We start from the raw sequence: 18,237 nt of genomic DNA on the forward strand, positions 1-18,237 counted from the left end.
ATGAAAAAGACTGAGTAGAACATCTACCCAGTCTCATTTTCCAACTATTATTTTGGTGCTTGAAACGGTTTCTCGTCAGGATACAAACGACCTAGCATTTCATCATATGTATCGTTTCCATAATCGAAGCAACGTCGAACACGTGAAATCGTTGCTGTACTTGCACCTGTTTCCTTTTTAATGGATTCGTAGGTTTTCTTTAAACGTAATAAATGTGCAACCTCAAAGCGTTGTGCCAACGATTGAATTTCACTAATCGTGCATAAATCATCAAAAAACTTATAACATTCTTCGATGTCTTTCAGCTCTAACACTGCTTTAAATAATTGATCTGTTTGATGCCCCCGAATTTTTTCGATTTGCATTCAATTTTCCTCCCTTTAAGGCTGCGTTTTCACCATTGCTTGTAACCCTGGTGAAGATGGTACAAAATGAACCCACGACTTTCCTGGTACTAGCTTTACAGGCTCCCCTGATTGCTCAACAGCCATTGGTATTCCATTCACATTAGCCCATTTGACTTCCCTCAAATAGCCATTTTGCAATACATACGCATTTCCACCAGAAGTTAAATCAATTTCTTGGCGACCAATATCATCAATTGTTTGGTGATCCATTTCAAAAAATAGAACATTTGCCAATGATAGTGTTTCGCCTGTTAACATGTCTTTTGTGTCCACGCCAGCCGATTGTCGTTCATAGTGATTACTTTGATGATCGTACACATACGAATTGTGGAAATCTTCATTATTTCCGTAGTAAATGTCAACTTGACTTGTTTCAATGCCTATTTTACCACGTTCATCGGGTTCATAAAAAGCCTGAAGTACTTTTTCACTGTAATTCATTGAAGCGCCCACCATTTCAGCGCCTTTTATAATCATTTCAGATGTAATATATGAATTGTGTGGAGCAACCCGTTCGCTTGAACGTTTAAAAAGTATACCATCATAGGCCATACCATTGATATTGTCGACTACACGATTATCAAGCATTGTTTTCGCCTCTGGACTATAGCCATGAGCTACATAAAAGGCATCGAATCCCTTTGCTATATCGATAAAATAAGAGCGTGCACTACGAACTGGCCCTATATTGTCAGGTAGCTCACTTTGATAAACTGCTAAAAAACGCGTTAAATTTCCTTCCGCCAGCATTTCATAAATGATATCCGCATCAGCTAGTCCTGATTGTGGACGTGCGGCTGGATGATTATTAATGGTTACGATAATAGGTCGCTGGGTGATTTCTTCTTGTACAGCCTCCCCTGTAAGTGGTGCTACGAATGCTGGTTGTTGAACTGGCTCTTCAACTACGGTTTCTTCCTCCACTCTACTTTCATCATCTTCTTTGACCTTTGGTGTATCCTTAGAACATCCTCCGATCACCAAAGCACTAAATGCCATAGCCATCAATAAATTCTTCGATTTGAACACAAGCATTACTCTCCTTTGAACAATTACACATAAAGGTAATTGTTTACACAACCGAAACACTTTCATACATTAGCGCATAACAGCAGGTAATAATAACTTATTCTTCATCACATCGAAAATCCCTTTTGGTGTTATACGAATATATGGTAAATGAGTGGACTGTAAAAATAATAGTGTATAAATAGCATCCCCTAATTGATACCCACGTTCTGCTAAAGCTTGTTTTAAAGCCTTTTCTTTCTCTGTTAACGTCAATACATCCCCATCATATAAAAGTCCACCAATGGCTAATGGGATATCTGCAATGACTTCTCCTTTTTCTACAAGGACAATACCACCATTCATCGCCTTCATTTCTTCAAAGGCTCTGATCATATCCTCTTTATTTTTTCCAATCAATAAAATATCACCTGTGTTTGAGTAGGATGATGCAAAGCCTTGAACACCTGTCGCAAATCCTTTAATCATCGTATTAACATGCCAGTTACCTTGTCGGTTTATTAACATTAAATAACACTCATCATGATCCGCCAGCTGCCCTTCTCTAGTAATCAATGAATTATACGGTTTTGTAATGACATCATTAATAAGCTCAATTCCGAAAGGCATAGAAAATTGGAAATCTTGTGAGTCTAGTGAGAAATCTAAATCGAACGCTGGGATACTAGAATAATCGATTGCTGCCAATCTATGCACACGTTCTCCATCACGCTTCAGCCATACACCCTTTGATAGGACACTTTCTGGTACAGGATGATATTCATCTTGTAAAATATTAAGCGAAGCAAAGCGACCTGTCGCGATAAAACCATGTAGATTGGACATATTATAATAGCATGCCACATTATAAGAAGCCATTTGGTAGGCATCAATTGGAGAAACGCCTGCATCTAGGGCTACTTGAATGCATTTATCCATAACACCGTCCTCATGGAATGAAGGTGGCGAGCCATCAGTTGTCATCATTAAATGATCAAAAATAGGAAGTTCTTTTTCTACGATTCCTTTTAATAGATGCGGTAAATCTGGTCGAATAGATGAATGACGTAATGTCACTGCATAGCCTTGCATTATACGTCGCTCTACTTCCTCCACTGTCATCGCCTCATGATCACCATCTGCACCAAGAAGTTTCATACGAGCTAGAGTTCTCTCGGATGCTCCAGGGAAATGACCTTCAATTTTTTTACCTAGCCCCTTCGCCATTTGCATGCGATAAAGCATTTGATCGTCTCCATGTAACAACTTAGGCCAGCCTGTCAACTCTCCACCAAGCAAGACGTCTCTTCGCTCTAACCATTCTAAAATGGATGTGTTAGAGAATACTTCTTCCTCCTGCTCCAATTCCGTTTGTGAATCAAAGCGAGTCCACCAATAAAAAGAAAACGGTAGCTTTTTTAAATGATCTAAAATTGAAAACGCTTTCTTATTTTCTAAATTTAAAACGAAACTTAAATTATCGGAAATAAAAGTCGTTGTCCCTAGCTGCCCACAAAAATCTGCAAATGACTGTGGATGATAAAGCTGGAACGGGTGTACATGTGGCTCAATATAGCCAGGTACAATTGTTTTCCCTGTACAATCCACCACTTCTGTTCCTTCTATTAAAGGAGGCATTCTGTCACCAGCATAGACAATGCGGTCCCCTAAAACCCAAATGTTTCCTACAATCCATTGTTTCAACATACTATGCAAATACCTTGCATTTTTCAGCACAATATCAGGTGCCTTTTTTCCATCAATTACCGCTAATTGTTGACGTATTTTTGTTATTTTCCATACTGGATCCATGCTATTCGCTCCTTCCTAAATTGCGTAATTTTTCATTGTGTAAATCCAACTTGAAATCACATACTACTACTGCATAATCGCATATTTTCATTAAATTTATGCTTTATGCAATCATCTTGTTTCAATGGTAACACAGCACTTTCATAAAGCAAAGTGCACCTCGCTTATTTTTTCCACAATGACTAAAGGAGGAAGTATTATGATGCAGCAAGCAAATTTAAGCGAAAAAAATGCATTTTGTCGTTTTGCCATGGGTACAAGTTTGACAGCATTTGGTATCGCTAAAGTTTCAAGAAATCCTAATTGTACAAAAGGTCGATTGATGATTGCATTAGGGGCCATGAAAATGGCTGAAGGACTCTTCAAGTATTGTCCTACGAAAGCTCTCATGAGCTCTAATATGCAAAATGCCATGAACACCTCTATGCAAAGTATGTTCAGCGGGCAAAATTCTATGTCCTCTGAGCAAATCGATATGCTCATGAAGGATTTCTCTTCTGCAATAGCTGGTAATTCTTCAGGTTCACAAGCAACCGCTTCATCTCAATCTGGTACCAGCGCTTCAACTCAAAATTCCTCAACTAGGAGCAATTCTACATCGAATAACGCTCAAAACCCTTCTTAGTCAAAGGAGCCGTCCCAATCTATTTTGGAGACGGCTCTTACCTCTTACGTTTGAAACTTTAAGAGGTTTCATAAAGAGGATTAAAAATATTTTAAATTTTAGTAAAATTTCCGATTACTTAAATGTGCGCCAGCCAATATCCTTACGGAAGAAAAAGTTATCCCATTTTTCTGTGGCAATGCCTGCATATACTTTTTCCTGTGCTTCCTGTAAAGTGGAGGCCTTTGCACCAACTAGCAATACACGACCACCGTTACCAACAAATTGGCCATCCACTAATTTTGTACCTGCATGGAATACGGCATGTGACGCTGAAAGTGATTCTAAATTCGGTAATACTTTTCCTTTTTCAACATCACCTGGATATCCCTCTGCTGCAATGACAACACCTAGCATAGCATCTGCTGACCACTGCAAATCAAATGGCTGTTCATTCATTAATGCCATCATAAATGCACCAAAATCAGAAATCATTCGTGGTAAAACTACTTGTGTTTCTGGATCACCAAAACGAGCATTAAATTCTATAACCTGAGGGCCTTTCTTCGTTAAAATTAACCCTGCATATAATATTCCTGTAAAGGATGCGCCATCAGCTTCCATCCCTTTAACAGTTGGTTCGACAATTGTTTGGAAAGCAGTATCTACTACTTCTTGTGAGATTTGTGGCACAGGTGAATAAGCCCCCATACCTCCCGTGTTTGGGCCTTTATCGCCGTCATATGCACGTTTATGGTCCTGTGCAATAACCATAGGATAAATTTGTCCTGCATGTACAAAGGACATAAAGGAGAATTCTTCCCCGTCTAAAAATTCTTCGATTACAACACGAGAAGAGGATTCACCAAAGCGTTGATTCCCGATCATATCTTGTACAGCTTCTATGGCTTCTTTCTCTGTCATCGCCACAACAACACCCTTACCAGCTGCTAAACCATCTGCTTTGATAACAATTGGTACGCCTTGTTCTTTAATATAGGCAATTGCTTGTTCTGCTTCAGTAAATGTTTCATGTGCGGCTGTTGGTATATTGTATTTATTCATTATTTCTTTTGCATACGACTTACTACTTTCTATTTGAGCAGCCACCTTTGTCGGTCCAAAAATACGCAATCCACGAGCTGTGAAGAAATCGACAATGCCTTCAGCAAGTGGTTGTTCTGGGCCTACAAACGTTAAAGCAATATCATTTTCCTTCGCAAATTGCGCGAGGCCCGCAAAATCCATTGTGTCAATACCAACAATCTCTACTTCTCCGCGCATTCCGTCATTCCCAGGCGCTACAAATACTTGGTTAACGGATGGAGAAATGCTAAATTGTTTTGCGATGGCATGTTCACGGCCACCACTTCCAATTACTAATACATTCATTTTAGAGAATCCTCCTCTTTGTGAGTAAGACCGAGATGAACCCACATCTCGGTCTGCTTTGTGTCATTATCAATTAGTGTTTAAAATGGCGTACACCTGTGAATACCATAGCAATACCGTATTCATTCGCTTTATCAATTGAATCTTGATCTTTTATAGATCCACCCGGTTGAATAATTGCTGTAATTCCTGCTGCGGCTGCAGCCTCAACAGTATCACTCATTGGGAAAAATGCATCTGATGCCAGCGCAGCACTTTTTGATTTTTCACCAGCTTGCTCAAAAGCAATTTTAGCTGCACCAACGCGGTTCATTTGCCCTGCGCCTACACCTAGTGTCATTTGAGCGTCTGTTACAACAATCGCGTTTGATTTAACATGTTTAACAACAGACCAACCAAGCTGTAATGCTTCCCATTCCTGTTCTGTTGGTTCACGATCCGTCACTACTTTAATATCTGCATTGCCAAAGCCATAGCGATCTGGTTCTTGTACAAGAAGACCGCCCTCAACAGATACAACATTAAATTGATCTTGTTTAGCTTGCTCAAACGGAATTGTTAGTAAGCGAATATTTTTCTTTTTCGTTAAAATATCTAGTGCTTCTTGCGAGAAAGCAGGAGCAATAATAATTTCTAGGAAAATATGACTTAGCTTTTCAGCAGTTGCTGCATCCACTTCCATATTAAGGGCAATAATTCCACCAAAAATAGATGTTGGATCTGCTTCATACGCTTTATCAAATGCTGCTTCTAATGTGACACCTGTTCCAACTCCACATGGATTCATATGTTTCACAGCTACTGCAGCTGGCATTTCAAATTCTTTCACAATTTGCAATGCTGCGTTACCATCTTGAATATTGTTATAGGATAACTCTTTTCCATGTAATTGTGTTGCGTAAGCTAATGAGAAATCAGAGCCAAGACGTTTTTGGTAAAATGCCGCTTTTTGGTGTGGATTTTCACCATAACGTAAGTTTTGCTTTAATTCATAAGTCATTGTTAAACTCTCTGGGAACTCTTCTTCTGTCAAATAGTTCGAGATATATGAATCGTAAGCAGCTGTGTGACGGAAAACTTTTGCAGCTAATTTACGACGTGTTTCAATTGTTGTTGCGCCATTTGCTTTTAGTTCCTCTAATACTGTTGCATAGTCATTGCTGTCCACGATTACCGTTACATATTGATGGTTTTTTGCAGCAGACCGTAACATTGTAGGGCCACCGATATCAATGTTTTCAATCGCATCATCCCATGTTACATTAGGCTTTGAAATTGTTTCAACGAATGGATAAAGATTGACACAAACAATCTCAATCGGCTCAATCCCATGCTCATTCATTTGTGCCTGGTGAGAGTCATCATCAAACTTTCCTAATAGACCACCGTGAATCATTGGATTTAATGTTTTAACACGCCCATCTAAAATTTCAGGAAACTTCGTTACTTCATCTACTGCTGTTACAGCCACAGCATTGTCTTGTAACATTTTTTTAGTACCGCCAGTTGATAAAATTTCATAACCTAATGCTACTAATTCCTTTGCAAATTCTAAAATACCATCTTTATTGGAAACACTGATTAATGCACGTTTTGTCACAACAATATCCTCCTAATTTTCATCGTGCTTACCACGATCTAACTTGCTTCAATAGATTTATAGAGTTAGGTGTTGAGTAAGGTTCTCGACCTAACTCCTTCTTCCTTATTGTAGTAATTGCTGTAAAGCTTTGGTATACAATAGATGCTCTTGTTTGTGAATTTCAGCTTCTGTCGCCTCTGGATTTCCATCAATCACTGATACAGCAGCCTGTGCGATAATCGGGCCAGTATCCATTCCTTCATCTACAAAATGCACCGTTACACCTGTTATTTTCACCCCATGGTTTAATGCTTGTCCAATAGCATCCTTCCCTGGAAAGGCTGGCAATAAGGAAGGGTGTATATTAACAATTCGCTGTGGAAATGCCGCTAATAATACGTCACTGATTAAACGCATATACCCTGCAAGAACAATCCATTTCACATCACATTCATGTAAAGCGTCAATGATAGCAGTTTCATAGGCTGCCTTCGATGTAAACACTTTCGGGTTTAAGGCAAGCACTGGAATCCCAAAGCTTTCGGCACGGGTTACTACATATGCACCAGGTTTATCTGTCACCACTAGTTCAACCTTTGCATCTAGTTCTCCACGATCAATAGCCTCTTGAATGGCTTGAAAATTACTACCGCTTCCTGACGCGAACACAGCGATTTTTGTTGGGATCGTCATTACACTAAACTCCCATCATGTGAGCCATTAAATATTACTCCATCACCTTTGATAACACGTCCGATTGTATAAGCCTTTTCACCATTTCCTTCTACTGCTGCTATAACTTTATCAGCTTCTGCCGCTGGAATAGCTATTACAAAACCTATACCCATATTAAACACATTATATAAATCTCTATCTTCTAACTGACCTTTATCTTTTAAGAATTCAAAGATACGTAATACTGGCCATGAACCTAAGTCAATTTCTGTAGCTAGTCCTTCAGGCATCATACGTGGTAAATTTTCATAGAAACCTCCACCAGTAACGTGGGCACAGCCATGTACATCTGCTGCTTTTAAGGCTGCTAATACAGGCTTAGCATATAACTTTGTTGGTACTAAAAGAGCCTCACCGATCGGTCCTAAGTCTTCATAGCCTTCTACAATGGCATCCACTGCATATTGATGATCTGCAAAGACAATTTTACGTACTAAAGAATAACCGTTTGAATGTACACCACTTGAAGCAATACCTACAAGTACATCGCCTTCAACAATTTTTTCTCCTGTCACAATGGCAGACTTTTCACAGGCACCCACTGCAAAGCCAGCTAAATCGTATTCATCTTCTTCATATAGACCTGGCATTTCTGCCGTTTCGCCACCGATTAGAGCTGCACCAGATTGCACACAGCCATCTGCTACACCTTTAACAATTTGCTCAATTTTTGCAGGCTCTGCTTTTCCAAGAGCTACGTAATCTAAAAAGTATAGTGGCTCCGCTCCTTGTGCAACGATATCATTCACGCACATTGCTACACAGTCCACGCCAATAGTATCGTGCTTGTCTACCATGAATGCTAGCTTTAGCTTTGTCCCTACACCATCAGTCCCTGAAATAAGTACAGGTTCTTTAAGGTTTAGTTCTGACAAGTCAAACATACCACCAAAGCCACCAAACGTTCCCATTACACCTAGACGGTTCGTACGTTCAACGTGAGATTTCATTCGTTTTACGGCTTCATAGCCCGCTTCAATATTTACACCTGCTTGTTCATATGCCTTTGACACGCAGAGTTCCTCCTTATCATCTAAATCGCCTAAGAGTATCCTAGAATTCGTTTTACAACCTTCTAGAAAACACTAATTCGTTGCGATGTTTTTCTTAACGTAATAGTTCTTTTTCATGTGGTAAGATGGTATCCGGGAAAATCTCTGTTGGATATTTACCTGTAAAGCATGCTAAGCATAGTCCACGGTTGTCATCTTCATATGGTCGCGCAATAGTCTCAACCATGCCTTCAACAGAAAGGAACGTCAGGGAATCTGCACCAATTACTTCACGAATTTCATCAACATTATGACTAGAAGCAATAAGTTCTTCATGTGTTGACGTATCAATGCCATAATAACAAGGGTTTGTCATAGGTGGTGATGAAATGACCACATGAACCTCTGCCGCTCCAGCATCTTTTAACATTTTGACAATACGACGTGATGTTGTGCCGCGAACAATAGAATCGTCCACCATAACTACACGTTTGCCTTTTACAACTTGAACAACTGGCGAAAGCTTCATTTTCACACCACGTTCACGTAATTCTTGTGTCGGTTGAATAAAAGTACGACCTACATAACGGTTTTTAATAAGACCTAGTTCATAAGGGATACCACTTTCTTCTGCAAAACCGATCGCTGCTGAAATACTTGAATCTGGTACACCTGTTACAACATCAGCCTCAATATGTGCACATTCACGCGCTAGCTGTTTCCCCATGCGTTTACGTGCCATATGAACGTTAATACCATCAATATCCGAATCAGGACGTGCTAAGTAAACATACTCCATCGCACACATAGAACGTTTTTCCATATCAGCGAAGCGGTCTGATTTTACACCCTCATCGTTAATAATTAATAACTCTCCTGGCTCTACAGAACGAACAAATTCTGCACCAATTAAATCAAATGCACAAGTTTCAGAAGCGACCACCCAGCCATCTCCTAGCTTTCCAAGAGATAATGGACGTAAACCATGTGGATCACGTGCAACAAGCATTTCATCCTTTGTCATAATTAAGCAAGAATACGCACCCTTTAATAAAGAGAGGGCATTTTTCACCTTTGCACGGAATGGTGAATGCGAGCTTTTCTTAATAAGATGCGCCAGCACTTCTGTATCTGAGCTAGAGTGAAAAATGCTACCTTGTCGCTCCAAATACTGTTTTAAATGTGTCGCATTGACTAGGTTACCGTTATGGGCAATGGAAAGGCTACCAGTTGAGGAATGAAATAATAATGGCTGTACATTTTCGATACCGCCACCACCAGCAGTCGTATAACGAACGTGTGCAATTGCTGCCTTGCCGTCCACTGCCTTTAATTTATCTTCGTTGAAAACATCATTAACTAGTCCTTCACCTTTTACCGCGCGAAGGTGTTGGCCATCTGAAACAACGATACCAGCGCCTTCTTGTCCACGATGTTGAAGAGCATGAAGCCCGTAATAACTAAGGTGTGCTGGATTTGAGTTCCCCCAAATACCAAACACCCCACATTCTTCATTTAAGCCTCTGAGTTCAGCAAGCATGGGATTGCTCCTTTCCAATTAGAACGGAATTCCTCCACTGTACCTTCTACAAGCACACCTTTGTCCCCGTTGATTTTAACAAGTGCATCGTTTGTTACGACACCTATTTTTTGAGCATCTTTGATGATTTCGACAAATGCAGCTGCATTTTCTTCTTTGACTGTCACAACAAAACGAGATTGACTTTCACTGAATAATGCCGTTGTAGCAGAACCTGTTAATGAAACGTCAACACCAAGACCGTTTGCACTGAAAGTTGTTTCAGCAATGGCTACAGCAAGACCACCCTCAGCCACATCATGTGCAGACTGTACAAGACCAGCCTTTATAGCCTTTAATAATGCTTGCTGACGTGCCGCTTCCACTTCTAGATCGATTGCTGGTGCTTTTCCAGAAATAACCCCATTATTTAATAATTTTTGAAGCTCTGAACCACCAAATTCAGTTGTTGTCTCACCAATAACAAATACGAGATCTCCTGCTGCTTTTACTTCCTGTGTTGTAACATGAGCTAAGTCTTCAATTAGACCTACCATACCAATTGTTGGTGTTGGATAAACTGCTTCGCCTGAACGTTCATTATAAAGTGATACATTACCGCCAATTACTGGTGCATTTAAGGCTGTACACGCAGCCGAAATGCCGTCAGCAGATTTTTCAATTTGCCAGAAGATTTCTGGTTTCTCTGGATTACCAAAGTTTAAGCAGTCTGTAATTGCGAGTGGCGTACCACCAGTTGCAACAATATTACGAGCTGCTTCAGCTACTGCAATAGCACCGCCCACTTCTGGGTCTAGATAAATGTAGCGAGAGTTACAGTCCGTTGTCATTGCTAAGCCTTTATTTGTACCACGTACACGAATAACAGCTGCATCAGAACCTGGTTTAACAACAGTTGAAGTACGAACCTGATAATCGTACTGATCGTATACCCATTCTTTCGAAGCAATTGTTGGTGCTTTTAATAGAGCATTTAATGTTTCTTTATAATCCGTAACAACAGGCTCTGTGTTTTCGATTGCTTGGAACTGTGCATAGTAAGCAGGTTCAGCAGATGGTTTATGATAAACTGGTGCATCTTCTGCTAATGCATCAGCAGGTACTTCTGCCACCACTTGTCCATTGTGTAAAAGACGAAGCATTTTATCATCCGTTACACGACCAATTGCTACAGCATCTAAATCATATTTATCGAAAATCGCTTTAATTTCATCTTCGCGACCTTTTGTCACAACTAATAGCATACGTTCTTGAGATTCAGATAACATCATTTCGTACGCTGACATCCCTGTCTCACGTTGAGGCACTAAGTCCAAATTCATTTCTACACCAGAACCAGCTTTTGAAGCCATTTCTGCTGATGAAGAAGTAAGTCCAGCTGCACCCATATCTTGAATCCCAACTAGTGCGTCAGATTTTACCACTTCTAAGCATGCTTCAAGTAAAAGTTTCTCCATGAATGGATCCCCTACTTGTACTGCTGGACGTTGGTTTTCTGATTCCTCTGTTAATTCTTCAGAAGCAAATGTCGCACCATGAATTCCGTCTCGTCCTGTTTTCGCACCAACGTACATAACTGTATTACCAACACCTGCTGCAATACCTCGTTGAATATCTTTATGGTCAATTAAGCCTACACACATCGCATTGACAAGTGGATTGCCTTCATAGCAAGGATCAAATTGAATCTCGCCACCTACTGTAGGAATACCAATACAGTTACCATACCCTGCAATACCAGCAACTACTTCTTCAAATAGATATTTACCACGTGCTGATTTTAATTCACCAAAACGTAATGAATTCAGCATTGCGATTGGACGTGCACCCATTGAGAAAACATCACGGATAATACCGCCAACACCAGTCGCAGCTCCTTGATAAGGTTCAATTGCAGATGGATGGTTATGAGATTCCATTTTAAATACTACTGCTTGTTCGTCACCAATATCGACAATACCCGCACCTTCACCTGGTCCTTGTAAAACTTGAGGCCCTTTTGTCGGGAATTTACGGAGTACCGGCTTAGAATTTTTGTAAGAGCAATGCTCAGACCACATTACTGAGAAAAGACCTGTCTCTGTCCAGTTAGGTAGACGTCCTAAAATACCTTCTACCATTGCAAATTCTTCGTCTGACATCCCCATACCAGCGTAGAGCTTTTCATCTTTAATTTGCTGTGCTGTTGGCTCAAACTTAGTTGTTGACATGATTTTCCCTCCACTGCTTCACAATTGATTTAAATACTGCTAAACCGTCTGCACCGCCCACCAGTGCATCAACAGCTCGCTCTGGGTGTGGCATCATCCCTAATACATTGCCGCGCTCGTTTATAATCCCTGCGATATCTTCTAAAGAACCGTTTGGATTGTCACCTGAGTATGTGAATACGATTTGATTATTATCTTTTAGTGATTGTAATGTTTCCTCGTCACAGTAGTAATTACCTTCACCATGTGCGATTGGAATATTGATGATTTGACCTTGCTCATATTGATTTGTGAATAATGTATTGTTGTTTTCCACTTTTAGCTGCACTGTACGACACATAAATTTCAAGTTTTTATTGCGTAGTAAAGCTCCTGGCAATAAACCAGCTTCCGTTAGAATTTGGAAGCCATTACATACACCTAATACTGGTTTACCAGCATCTGCTGCTTTCTTAACCTCTGCCATAATGTTCGATTGATTAGCCATTGCACCACAACGAAGATAATCTCCATATGAGAATCCTCCAGGTACTAATACACCATCAAAGCCACTTAGATCTGTTGCTGTATGCCATACATATTCTACTTCTTCACCTAGCTCGTCTTTAATCGCATGATACATATCGATATCACAGTTTGACCCAGGGAATACGAGTACTGCGAATTTCATGATTAGTTTGCCTCCTCGACTTCAAAACGGTAGTCTTCAATTACAACGTTTGTTAAAACCTTTTCACACATTTCTTTTACTAGAGTATTAATGTCACGTTCTGTATCTTTTATTGTTAGTTCAAGATATTTACCGATACGTAAATCTTCTACTTCACCGTAGCCCATTTTAGCTAAAGAACCCTGTACTGCAGAACCTTGTGGATCAAGAATGCTCTCACGTAATGTTACATAGATTTTTACTTTTTTCATTGTTATTTGCCTCCGAGTCTAGAAAGTATAATAGTATAAACTTCAGTTAAATTACCAAGGTCCCTACGAAAAACATCTTTGTCTAACTTTTGCTTCGTTGTTGCATCCCAAAGTCGGCATGTATCTGGTGAAATTTCATCTGCCAATAATACTTGGCCATCTGCATCACGTCCAAACTCTAATTTAAAATCAATTAGTGTCACATTGACATCTGCAAAGATTGGCTGTAGAACTTTGTTAATAGCTAGTGCCTTATCGTAAATAGCAGTTACTTCAGCGGGCGTTGCAAGCTCCAGAACATCTATATGCTCTGTTGTAATGAATGGATCGCCTAATTCATCATCTTTAAAATAAAATTCGACGATTGGTCTTTTTAAAGATGTTCCCTCTTCAAGACCAAGACGTTTTGCCAAACTTCCTGCAGCTATATTACGAACAACAACTTCAATCGGAATAATATCTACTTTTCTTACAAGTTGTTGCGTATCTGATAATTGTTTCACGAAATGTGACGCAATTCCGTTTCCTTGTAATTTTTCGAAAATTAATGAAGTAATGCGATTATTTAAAATGCCTTTGCCTTCAATTTCCTCTTTCTTTTCACCATTGAATGCTGTCGCACTATCCTTGTACTCAACAAGTAGCACATTCGGCTCCTCAGTTGCATACAATTTTTTTGCTTTACCTTCATACAAAAGTTGACCTTTAGTCATCCGTTTTTCCCCCTGATATTATGAGATACGCTTTTAATCATGATCAGAATTGAACCGTGTCTCCACGATTCAACTCTGAAGCATTTACTGGTGGCTCTAACATTTATTTTTTAATGGCGAAATAAATATTAGTTGAGTCCTAATCGTTCGAAAATCATATCAACATGCTGTAAGTGGTAGTTGTAATCAAAGCACTCATCCAGCTCTTCTTTTGTTAAATAAGATGTGATTTTTTCACTTGCATCGACTAATGTACGGAACTGTACTTGCTCGTCCCATGCTTGCATGGCTAAAGGCTGTACCGTATCATAAGCTTCCTCACGTACTAATCCTTTATCAATCAATGCTAACAAGATGCGCTGAGAATAAATAAGACCAAATGTGCGATTCATGTTACGTTTCATGTTTTCAGGGAATACTGTTAAGTTTTTCACAATATTACCGAAGCGATTTAACATATAGTTAAGAGTAATTGTTGCATCCGGTAAAATAACGCGCTCTGCAGATGAATGAGAAATATCACGTTCATGCCATAAAGCGACATTTTCATAAGCTGTTACCATGTATCCACGCATTAAACGAGACAATCCAACCATGTTTTCAGAGCCGATTGGATTACGTTTATGTGGCATTGCAGACGACCCTTTTTGCCCTTTTGCAAAAGCTTCTTCCACTTCACGCGTTTCAGATTTCTGTAAACCGCGAATTTCTGTTGCGAATTTTTCAATGGAAGTAGCGATTAAAGCTAATGCCCCTAAATACTGCGCATGGCGGTCACGCTGTAAAGTTTGTGTTGAAATCGGTGATGCAGCAAGACCCAGTTGATCACAAACATATTGCTCAACGCGAGGATCGATATTGGCATATGTTCCAACGGCTCCAGACATTTTTCCTGTTTCAATTACTGTAGCTGCTGCTTCAAAACGTTCAAGGTTACGTTTCATTTCCTCATACCATAAACCAAGTTTTAAACCGAAAGTAGTTGGTTCTGCATGAACACCATGTGTACGTCCCATCATCACTGTATGTTTATGTTCTTTTGCCTTAACAGCAATAATATCAATGAAATTCGCGATATCTTTGCGTAAAATATCATTTGCTTGTTTGATTAAATAAGAAAGTGCTGTGTCTACTACGTCTGTAGAAGTTAAACCATAATGTACCCATTTACGTTCTTCTCCAAGTGTTTCAGAAACGGCACGTGTAAATGCTACAACGTCATGACGAGTTTCTTGTTCAATTTCTAAAATACGATTCACATCAAATGAAGCATTTTTTCGAATTTTAGCAACATCCTCTTTTGGAATATCGCCTATTTCTGCCCAAGCCTCACAAGCTAAAATTTCAACTTCTAGCCAAGCTTGATATTTATTTTGTTCTGTCCAAATTGCGCCCATTTCGGGTCTTGTGTAACGTTCAATCATTGCGTATCTCCTTCTATTCTGACCAAATGCCAGAACTCTCGATTTGTTGTAGTGTTTCCTCTAAGTTTTTTGTCATAATCGTTACATGGCCCATCTTACGGTTAACCTTAGCTTCAGCTTTCCCATAAAGATGGATAGACCATTCAGGATATTTAGCAATGGAGTTACTCAATGGCACGACATGCTGCCCTAATACATTGACCATAATGGATGGTGCCCAAAGTTCTGGCTTACGTAATGGCCAACCACAAACAGCTCTTATATGCTGATGGAATTGTGAAACATTACACGCCTCTATTGAATAGTGACCTGAATTATGAGGTCTTGGTGCTAATTCATTAATAACAATGCTACCATCTTCTAACACAAACATTTCTACCGCTAACGTTCCTACTAAATGTAAGTAATCTGCAATTTTTAAAGCTTCTCGTTCCGCAGCTTGAGCTGTGCTTTCTGTTATGCGAGCAGGTACAATTGTTTCATGCAGAATATGATGAACATGAATGTTCTCTCCAACTGGTTGACAATACGATTCACCGTTACCATTTCTTTGAACAATGACCGATACCTCTTTAACGAAAGGCACAAATCCTTCTGCAATACATTGAGAATGCGTGAAGAGTTCTTTCGCTAATGGAAGATCTTCAGTTGATTTTAACAGCTGCTGTCCCTTGCCATCATAACCACCTCTTGCTGTTTTGACTATACAAGGATAACCAATCGAATCAATATTGGCTACTAATTCTTCATAAGTTTTTGCAACAATATATGGTGCTACTGGGCATCCAGCTTTCACAATAGCTTCTTTCTCCGTTATACGATTTTGTGTAATGCGTACTAACTCTGCTCCCTGAGGAACATAAGCCATTTGTGATAAACGTTTTAAGCCATCATAATCAATATTTTCGAATTCATATGTGATGACATCACTTACTTCTGCAAGTTCTTCTAATGCTGCTTCGTCATCATATGGAGCCACAATACGAACATCCGCTACCTGCCCACAAGGCGAGTCCATTGCTGGTTCAAGTACAGCAATTTTAAAGCCAGACTCTTTTGCAGCAAGGGCCATCATTCGACCAAGCTGGCCCCCACCTATAATACCTATCGTTTGTCCAGGATAAATAATCTTCGTCACACTAAGTCACCTGTGCTTTCTAATACTTGCTGCTTTGTAGCTTCACGTCGAACATCTAATTTGTTAGCAAGTTCTGCATCTGTCGTTGACAAAATTTGAGCTGCAAGTAAGCCTGCATTTGTTGCTCCAGCTTTCCCAATAGCTACAGTTGCTACAGGAACACCTCCAGGCATTTGAACGATGGATAACAGTGAATCAAGCCCATTCAGTGCACGTGATTGAACTGGTACACCGATTACAGGTAAAGTTGTTTTAGCCGCTACCATTCCAGGTAAATGTGCAGCTCCACCCGCCCCAGCTATAATTACTTGTATTCCCCGTTTGCGTGATGTTTCCGCATATTCAAACATTAAATCAGGTGTTCGATGTGCAGATACAACCTTCTTTTCGTATGGTACTTGTAATTCATCTAAAATATCACATGCATGTTTCATTGTTTCCCAGTCACTTGAACTACCCATAATGACACCGATTTTCGGATTCATAAATTGTCGCTCCTTTTAAACGATAGAAAAATGATCAATTATCGTGCAAGCCTCTATTTTTAATAGCTACTGCAATTTTTACCTTTTTATAAAGAAAATCCCCAAATAAACTACTCTCTACTATTACACGTGAAAGCAGCTTACTTGAGGACTTATTAGAACAAGAATTAGCCAATGTACAAAACTGTACATAGACTTTCTCATAACAGCCAAAAGTGCTTTCCCGCATAGTCCAGCATTTACGGTGCCGGGTAGAGACACTAGAGCCAATCCTCTAGCATATATGGGGGATTTATTTGTTTTTCCTTCTCACATTTTAACAAGTGATCGCATTATCGTCAATGTAAAAATGCGAACATTTTTTATAAGCACTAAAAAAATGTTCGGATTTTAGTCAAAATCAATCCATGTCTTGAGTAGGTATGGCTTTAAATTGGATTTTTTGACGTAAATATGTGGGTTCACCATCGACTAAATGAAAAAGTGGTTCTTCTTTTCGGCCAATAGCCATGTATCCATCCAGTCGCATTCTTGCTAAACACTCTTCTATGGTTTCGTTTTCTTGTACTTCATACCAAATTTGATTCTTCCCCAACTGTTTCTTCCTTTCAATTTCTTAATTTATAACCTAGCACTTGTACTTCATTATACCTTTAGTTGCCTTAGGAAGTATGTAAGAACTGATTAATTGTTCTTTAAATTATAAAAAACTGCAGATATTGATCTGCAGTTTTGATTGAAGTTCAGCTAAAACCATAAAAAGCTTTTATATAGATGCCTAGAAATAGTAATAATAGAAGAGAATGAAGGATGACAAGAATCAAACGATAGTCTCCTTTTATGCCTAATAGGGCACTAACAATGCCTACTACGTCTAATATAAATGGCATAAACATACTTATCTCATTGAGGAATCTAAAAAAACCTCCATACCATCTCGTAGAATCATAACCAAACATTAAGAATGCTAGTAGTAGGCACAAAATTGAAAGAGTCGAAAAAATATTATGCCTCATTTTTATTCCTCCGTCATTCAATTCAAATATAAAGAGTTAAGGGTTATCTATTTTAACCAGAGCTTTTCATGTATAAATTAATAATTTAGTAAATTATATCACTGTTTTAATACTTTATAAAATAAAAAAAGCCATGGAATATATCCATGACTTCTTAAGTGCCTAGCGATGTCCTACTCTCACAGGGGGAAGCCCCCAACTACCATCGGCGCTAAAGAGCTTAACTTCCGTGTTCGGTATGGGAACGGGTGTGACCTC

Annotated in this window: 17 protein-coding genes, 1 rRNA gene and 1 riboswitch; of the genes, 1 reads left to right on the forward strand and 17 read right to left on the reverse strand. The window is 39.3% G+C overall.

All coding sequences use genetic code 11. The annotated features are described in order from the left end of the window. Positions 1–47: 47 nt before the first annotated feature. The 3 genes from AO843_RS15430 to AO843_RS15440 all read right to left on the reverse strand — a co-directional run bounded on the left by AO843_RS15430 (position 48) and on the right by AO843_RS15440 (position 3,227). Positions 48–365: a YerC/YecD family TrpR-related protein gene (locus tag AO843_RS15430; protein WP_008173656.1), complete on the reverse strand. Its 318-nt coding sequence runs from the start codon at positions 363–365 to the stop codon at positions 48–50. A 15-nt stretch (positions 366–380) separates the two neighbouring features. Further along, on the reverse strand, positions 381–1,436 hold the full coding sequence (locus AO843_RS15435) for a DUF3048 domain-containing protein (RefSeq protein WP_054611976.1): 1,056 nt from the start codon (positions 1,434–1,436) through the stop codon (positions 381–383). A gap of 69 nt (positions 1,437–1,505) precedes the next feature. Beyond that, positions 1,506–3,227 carry an adenine deaminase C-terminal domain-containing protein gene (locus AO843_RS15440; protein ID WP_054611977.1) on the reverse strand — a complete coding sequence of 574 codons (1,722 nt, stop codon included), beginning with the start codon at positions 3,225–3,227 and terminating at the stop codon, positions 1,506–1,508. A 199-nt stretch (positions 3,228–3,426) separates the two neighbouring features. Between AO843_RS15440 and AO843_RS15445 the strand changes: the two genes are divergently transcribed. Beyond that, positions 3,427–3,852 (forward strand): DUF2892 domain-containing protein, encoded by a 426-nt coding sequence (locus AO843_RS15445; RefSeq protein WP_054611978.1) that lies wholly within the window; start codon positions 3,427–3,429, stop codon positions 3,850–3,852. Positions 3,853–3,966: 114 nt separating this feature from the next. Here AO843_RS15445 and purD read toward each other — a convergent pair whose 3' ends face one another. The 14 genes from purD to rrf form a co-directional block, all read right to left on the reverse strand. Beyond that, positions 3,967–5,223, reverse strand: a complete 1,257-nt coding sequence (gene purD / locus AO843_RS15450; RefSeq protein WP_054611979.1) for a phosphoribosylamine--glycine ligase — start codon at positions 5,221–5,223, stop codon at positions 3,967–3,969. 73 nt (positions 5,224–5,296) lie between these two features. Continuing rightward, positions 5,297–6,823 carry a bifunctional phosphoribosylaminoimidazolecarboxamide formyltransferase/IMP cyclohydrolase gene (gene purH, locus AO843_RS15455; protein WP_054611980.1) on the reverse strand — a complete coding sequence of 509 codons (1,527 nt, stop codon included), beginning with the start codon at positions 6,821–6,823 and terminating at the stop codon, positions 5,297–5,299. A gap of 105 nt (positions 6,824–6,928) precedes the next feature. Next, entirely contained in the window at positions 6,929–7,498 is a 570-nt protein-coding gene (purN, locus tag AO843_RS15460) for a phosphoribosylglycinamide formyltransferase (RefSeq protein ID WP_054611981.1), read from the reverse strand. Further along, entirely contained in the window at positions 7,498–8,553 is a 1,056-nt protein-coding gene (gene purM / locus AO843_RS15465) for a phosphoribosylformylglycinamidine cyclo-ligase (RefSeq protein WP_054611982.1), read from the reverse strand. Before purM ends, purN begins: the two co-directional genes overlap by 1 nt. A 94-nt stretch (positions 8,554–8,647) precedes the next feature. Further along, positions 8,648–10,072, reverse strand: a complete 1,425-nt coding sequence (gene purF, locus AO843_RS15470) for an amidophosphoribosyltransferase (RefSeq protein WP_054611983.1) — start codon at positions 10,070–10,072, stop codon at positions 8,648–8,650. Then, the gene (gene purL / locus AO843_RS15475) at positions 10,048–12,282 is read right to left on the reverse strand and encodes a phosphoribosylformylglycinamidine synthase subunit PurL (RefSeq protein ID WP_054611984.1); all 2,235 of its coding nucleotides are present in this window, start codon (positions 12,280–12,282) and stop codon (positions 10,048–10,050) included. The genes purF and purL overlap by 25 nt, the downstream gene beginning before the upstream one ends. Next, complete coding sequence (purQ, locus tag AO843_RS15480; RefSeq protein ID WP_054611985.1) at positions 12,269–12,952, reverse strand: phosphoribosylformylglycinamidine synthase subunit PurQ; 684 nt, start codon at positions 12,950–12,952, stop codon at positions 12,269–12,271. The genes purL and purQ overlap by 14 nt, the downstream gene beginning before the upstream one ends. A gap of 2 nt (positions 12,953–12,954) precedes the next feature. Continuing rightward, positions 12,955–13,203: a phosphoribosylformylglycinamidine synthase subunit PurS gene (purS, locus tag AO843_RS15485; RefSeq protein ID WP_054611986.1), complete on the reverse strand. Its 249-nt coding sequence runs from the start codon at positions 13,201–13,203 to the stop codon at positions 12,955–12,957. Positions 13,204–13,205: 2 nt separating this feature from the next. Next, on the reverse strand, positions 13,206–13,916 hold the full coding sequence (purC, locus tag AO843_RS15490) for a phosphoribosylaminoimidazolesuccinocarboxamide synthase (RefSeq protein ID WP_054611987.1): 711 nt from the start codon (positions 13,914–13,916) through the stop codon (positions 13,206–13,208). 128 nt (positions 13,917–14,044) lie between these two features. Next, positions 14,045–15,340 (reverse strand): adenylosuccinate lyase, encoded by a 1,296-nt coding sequence (gene purB, locus AO843_RS15495; RefSeq protein ID WP_054611988.1) that lies wholly within the window; start codon positions 15,338–15,340, stop codon positions 14,045–14,047. Between the two features lie 13 nt (positions 15,341–15,353). Then, complete coding sequence (purK, locus tag AO843_RS15500; RefSeq protein WP_054611989.1) at positions 15,354–16,478, reverse strand: 5-(carboxyamino)imidazole ribonucleotide synthase; 1,125 nt, start codon at positions 16,476–16,478, stop codon at positions 15,354–15,356. After that, a complete protein-coding gene (purE, locus tag AO843_RS15505) occupies positions 16,475–16,963 on the reverse strand; it encodes a 5-(carboxyamino)imidazole ribonucleotide mutase (RefSeq protein ID WP_054611990.1) in 489 nt (162 codons plus the stop codon). The genes purK and purE overlap by 4 nt, the downstream gene beginning before the upstream one ends. A 208-nt stretch (positions 16,964–17,171) precedes the next feature. Beyond that, positions 17,172–17,270, reverse strand: a riboswitch (purine riboswitch). Between the two features lie 93 nt (positions 17,271–17,363). Then, positions 17,364–17,558, reverse strand: a complete 195-nt coding sequence (locus AO843_RS15510) for an NETI motif-containing protein (RefSeq protein WP_054611991.1) — start codon at positions 17,556–17,558, stop codon at positions 17,364–17,366. A 581-nt stretch (positions 17,559–18,139) separates the two neighbouring features. Beyond that, positions 18,140–18,237, reverse strand: a 5S ribosomal RNA gene (gene rrf / locus AO843_RS15520); the annotation flags it as partial.

Origin of the sequence: Lysinibacillus sp. ZYM-1 (assembly GCF_001308875.1) — a bacterium.
Classification (GTDB): domain Bacteria; phylum Bacillota; class Bacilli; order Bacillales_A; family Planococcaceae; genus Lysinibacillus.

What these genes read in the sequence shown, in the direction of transcription:
- purE (WP_054611990.1), bottom strand. Translation starts at nt 16,963, where the DNA reads ATGAATCCGAAAATCGGTGTCATTATGGGTAGTTCAAGTGACTGGGAA.
- AO843_RS15440 (WP_054611977.1), bottom strand. Translation starts at nt 3,227, where the DNA reads ATGGATCCAGTATGGAAAATAACAAAAATACGTCAACAATTAGCGGTA.
- purD (WP_054611979.1), bottom strand. Translation starts at nt 5,223, where the DNA reads ATGAATGTATTAGTAATTGGAAGTGGTGGCCGTGAACATGCCATCGCA.
- purS (WP_054611986.1), bottom strand. Translation starts at nt 13,203, where the DNA reads ATGAAAAAAGTAAAAATCTATGTAACATTACGTGAGAGCATTCTTGAT.
- AO843_RS15445 (WP_054611978.1), top strand. Translation starts at nt 3,427, where the DNA reads ATGATGCAGCAAGCAAATTTAAGCGAAAAAAATGCATTTTGTCGTTTT.
- purQ (WP_054611985.1), bottom strand. Translation starts at nt 12,952, where the DNA reads ATGAAATTCGCAGTACTCGTATTCCCTGGGTCAAACTGTGATATCGAT.
- purL (WP_054611984.1), bottom strand. Translation starts at nt 12,282, where the DNA reads ATGTCAACAACTAAGTTTGAGCCAACAGCACAGCAAATTAAAGATGAA.
- purC (WP_054611987.1), bottom strand. Translation starts at nt 13,916, where the DNA reads ATGACTAAAGGTCAACTTTTGTATGAAGGTAAAGCAAAAAAATTGTAT.
- purB (WP_054611988.1), bottom strand. Translation starts at nt 15,340, where the DNA reads ATGATTGAACGTTACACAAGACCCGAAATGGGCGCAATTTGGACAGAA.
- purN (WP_054611981.1), bottom strand. Translation starts at nt 7,498, where the DNA reads ATGACGATCCCAACAAAAATCGCTGTGTTCGCGTCAGGAAGCGGTAGT.
- purF (WP_054611983.1), bottom strand. Translation starts at nt 10,072, where the DNA reads ATGCTTGCTGAACTCAGAGGCTTAAATGAAGAATGTGGGGTGTTTGGT.
- AO843_RS15430 (WP_008173656.1), bottom strand. Translation starts at nt 365, where the DNA reads ATGCAAATCGAAAAAATTCGGGGGCATCAAACAGATCAATTATTTAAA.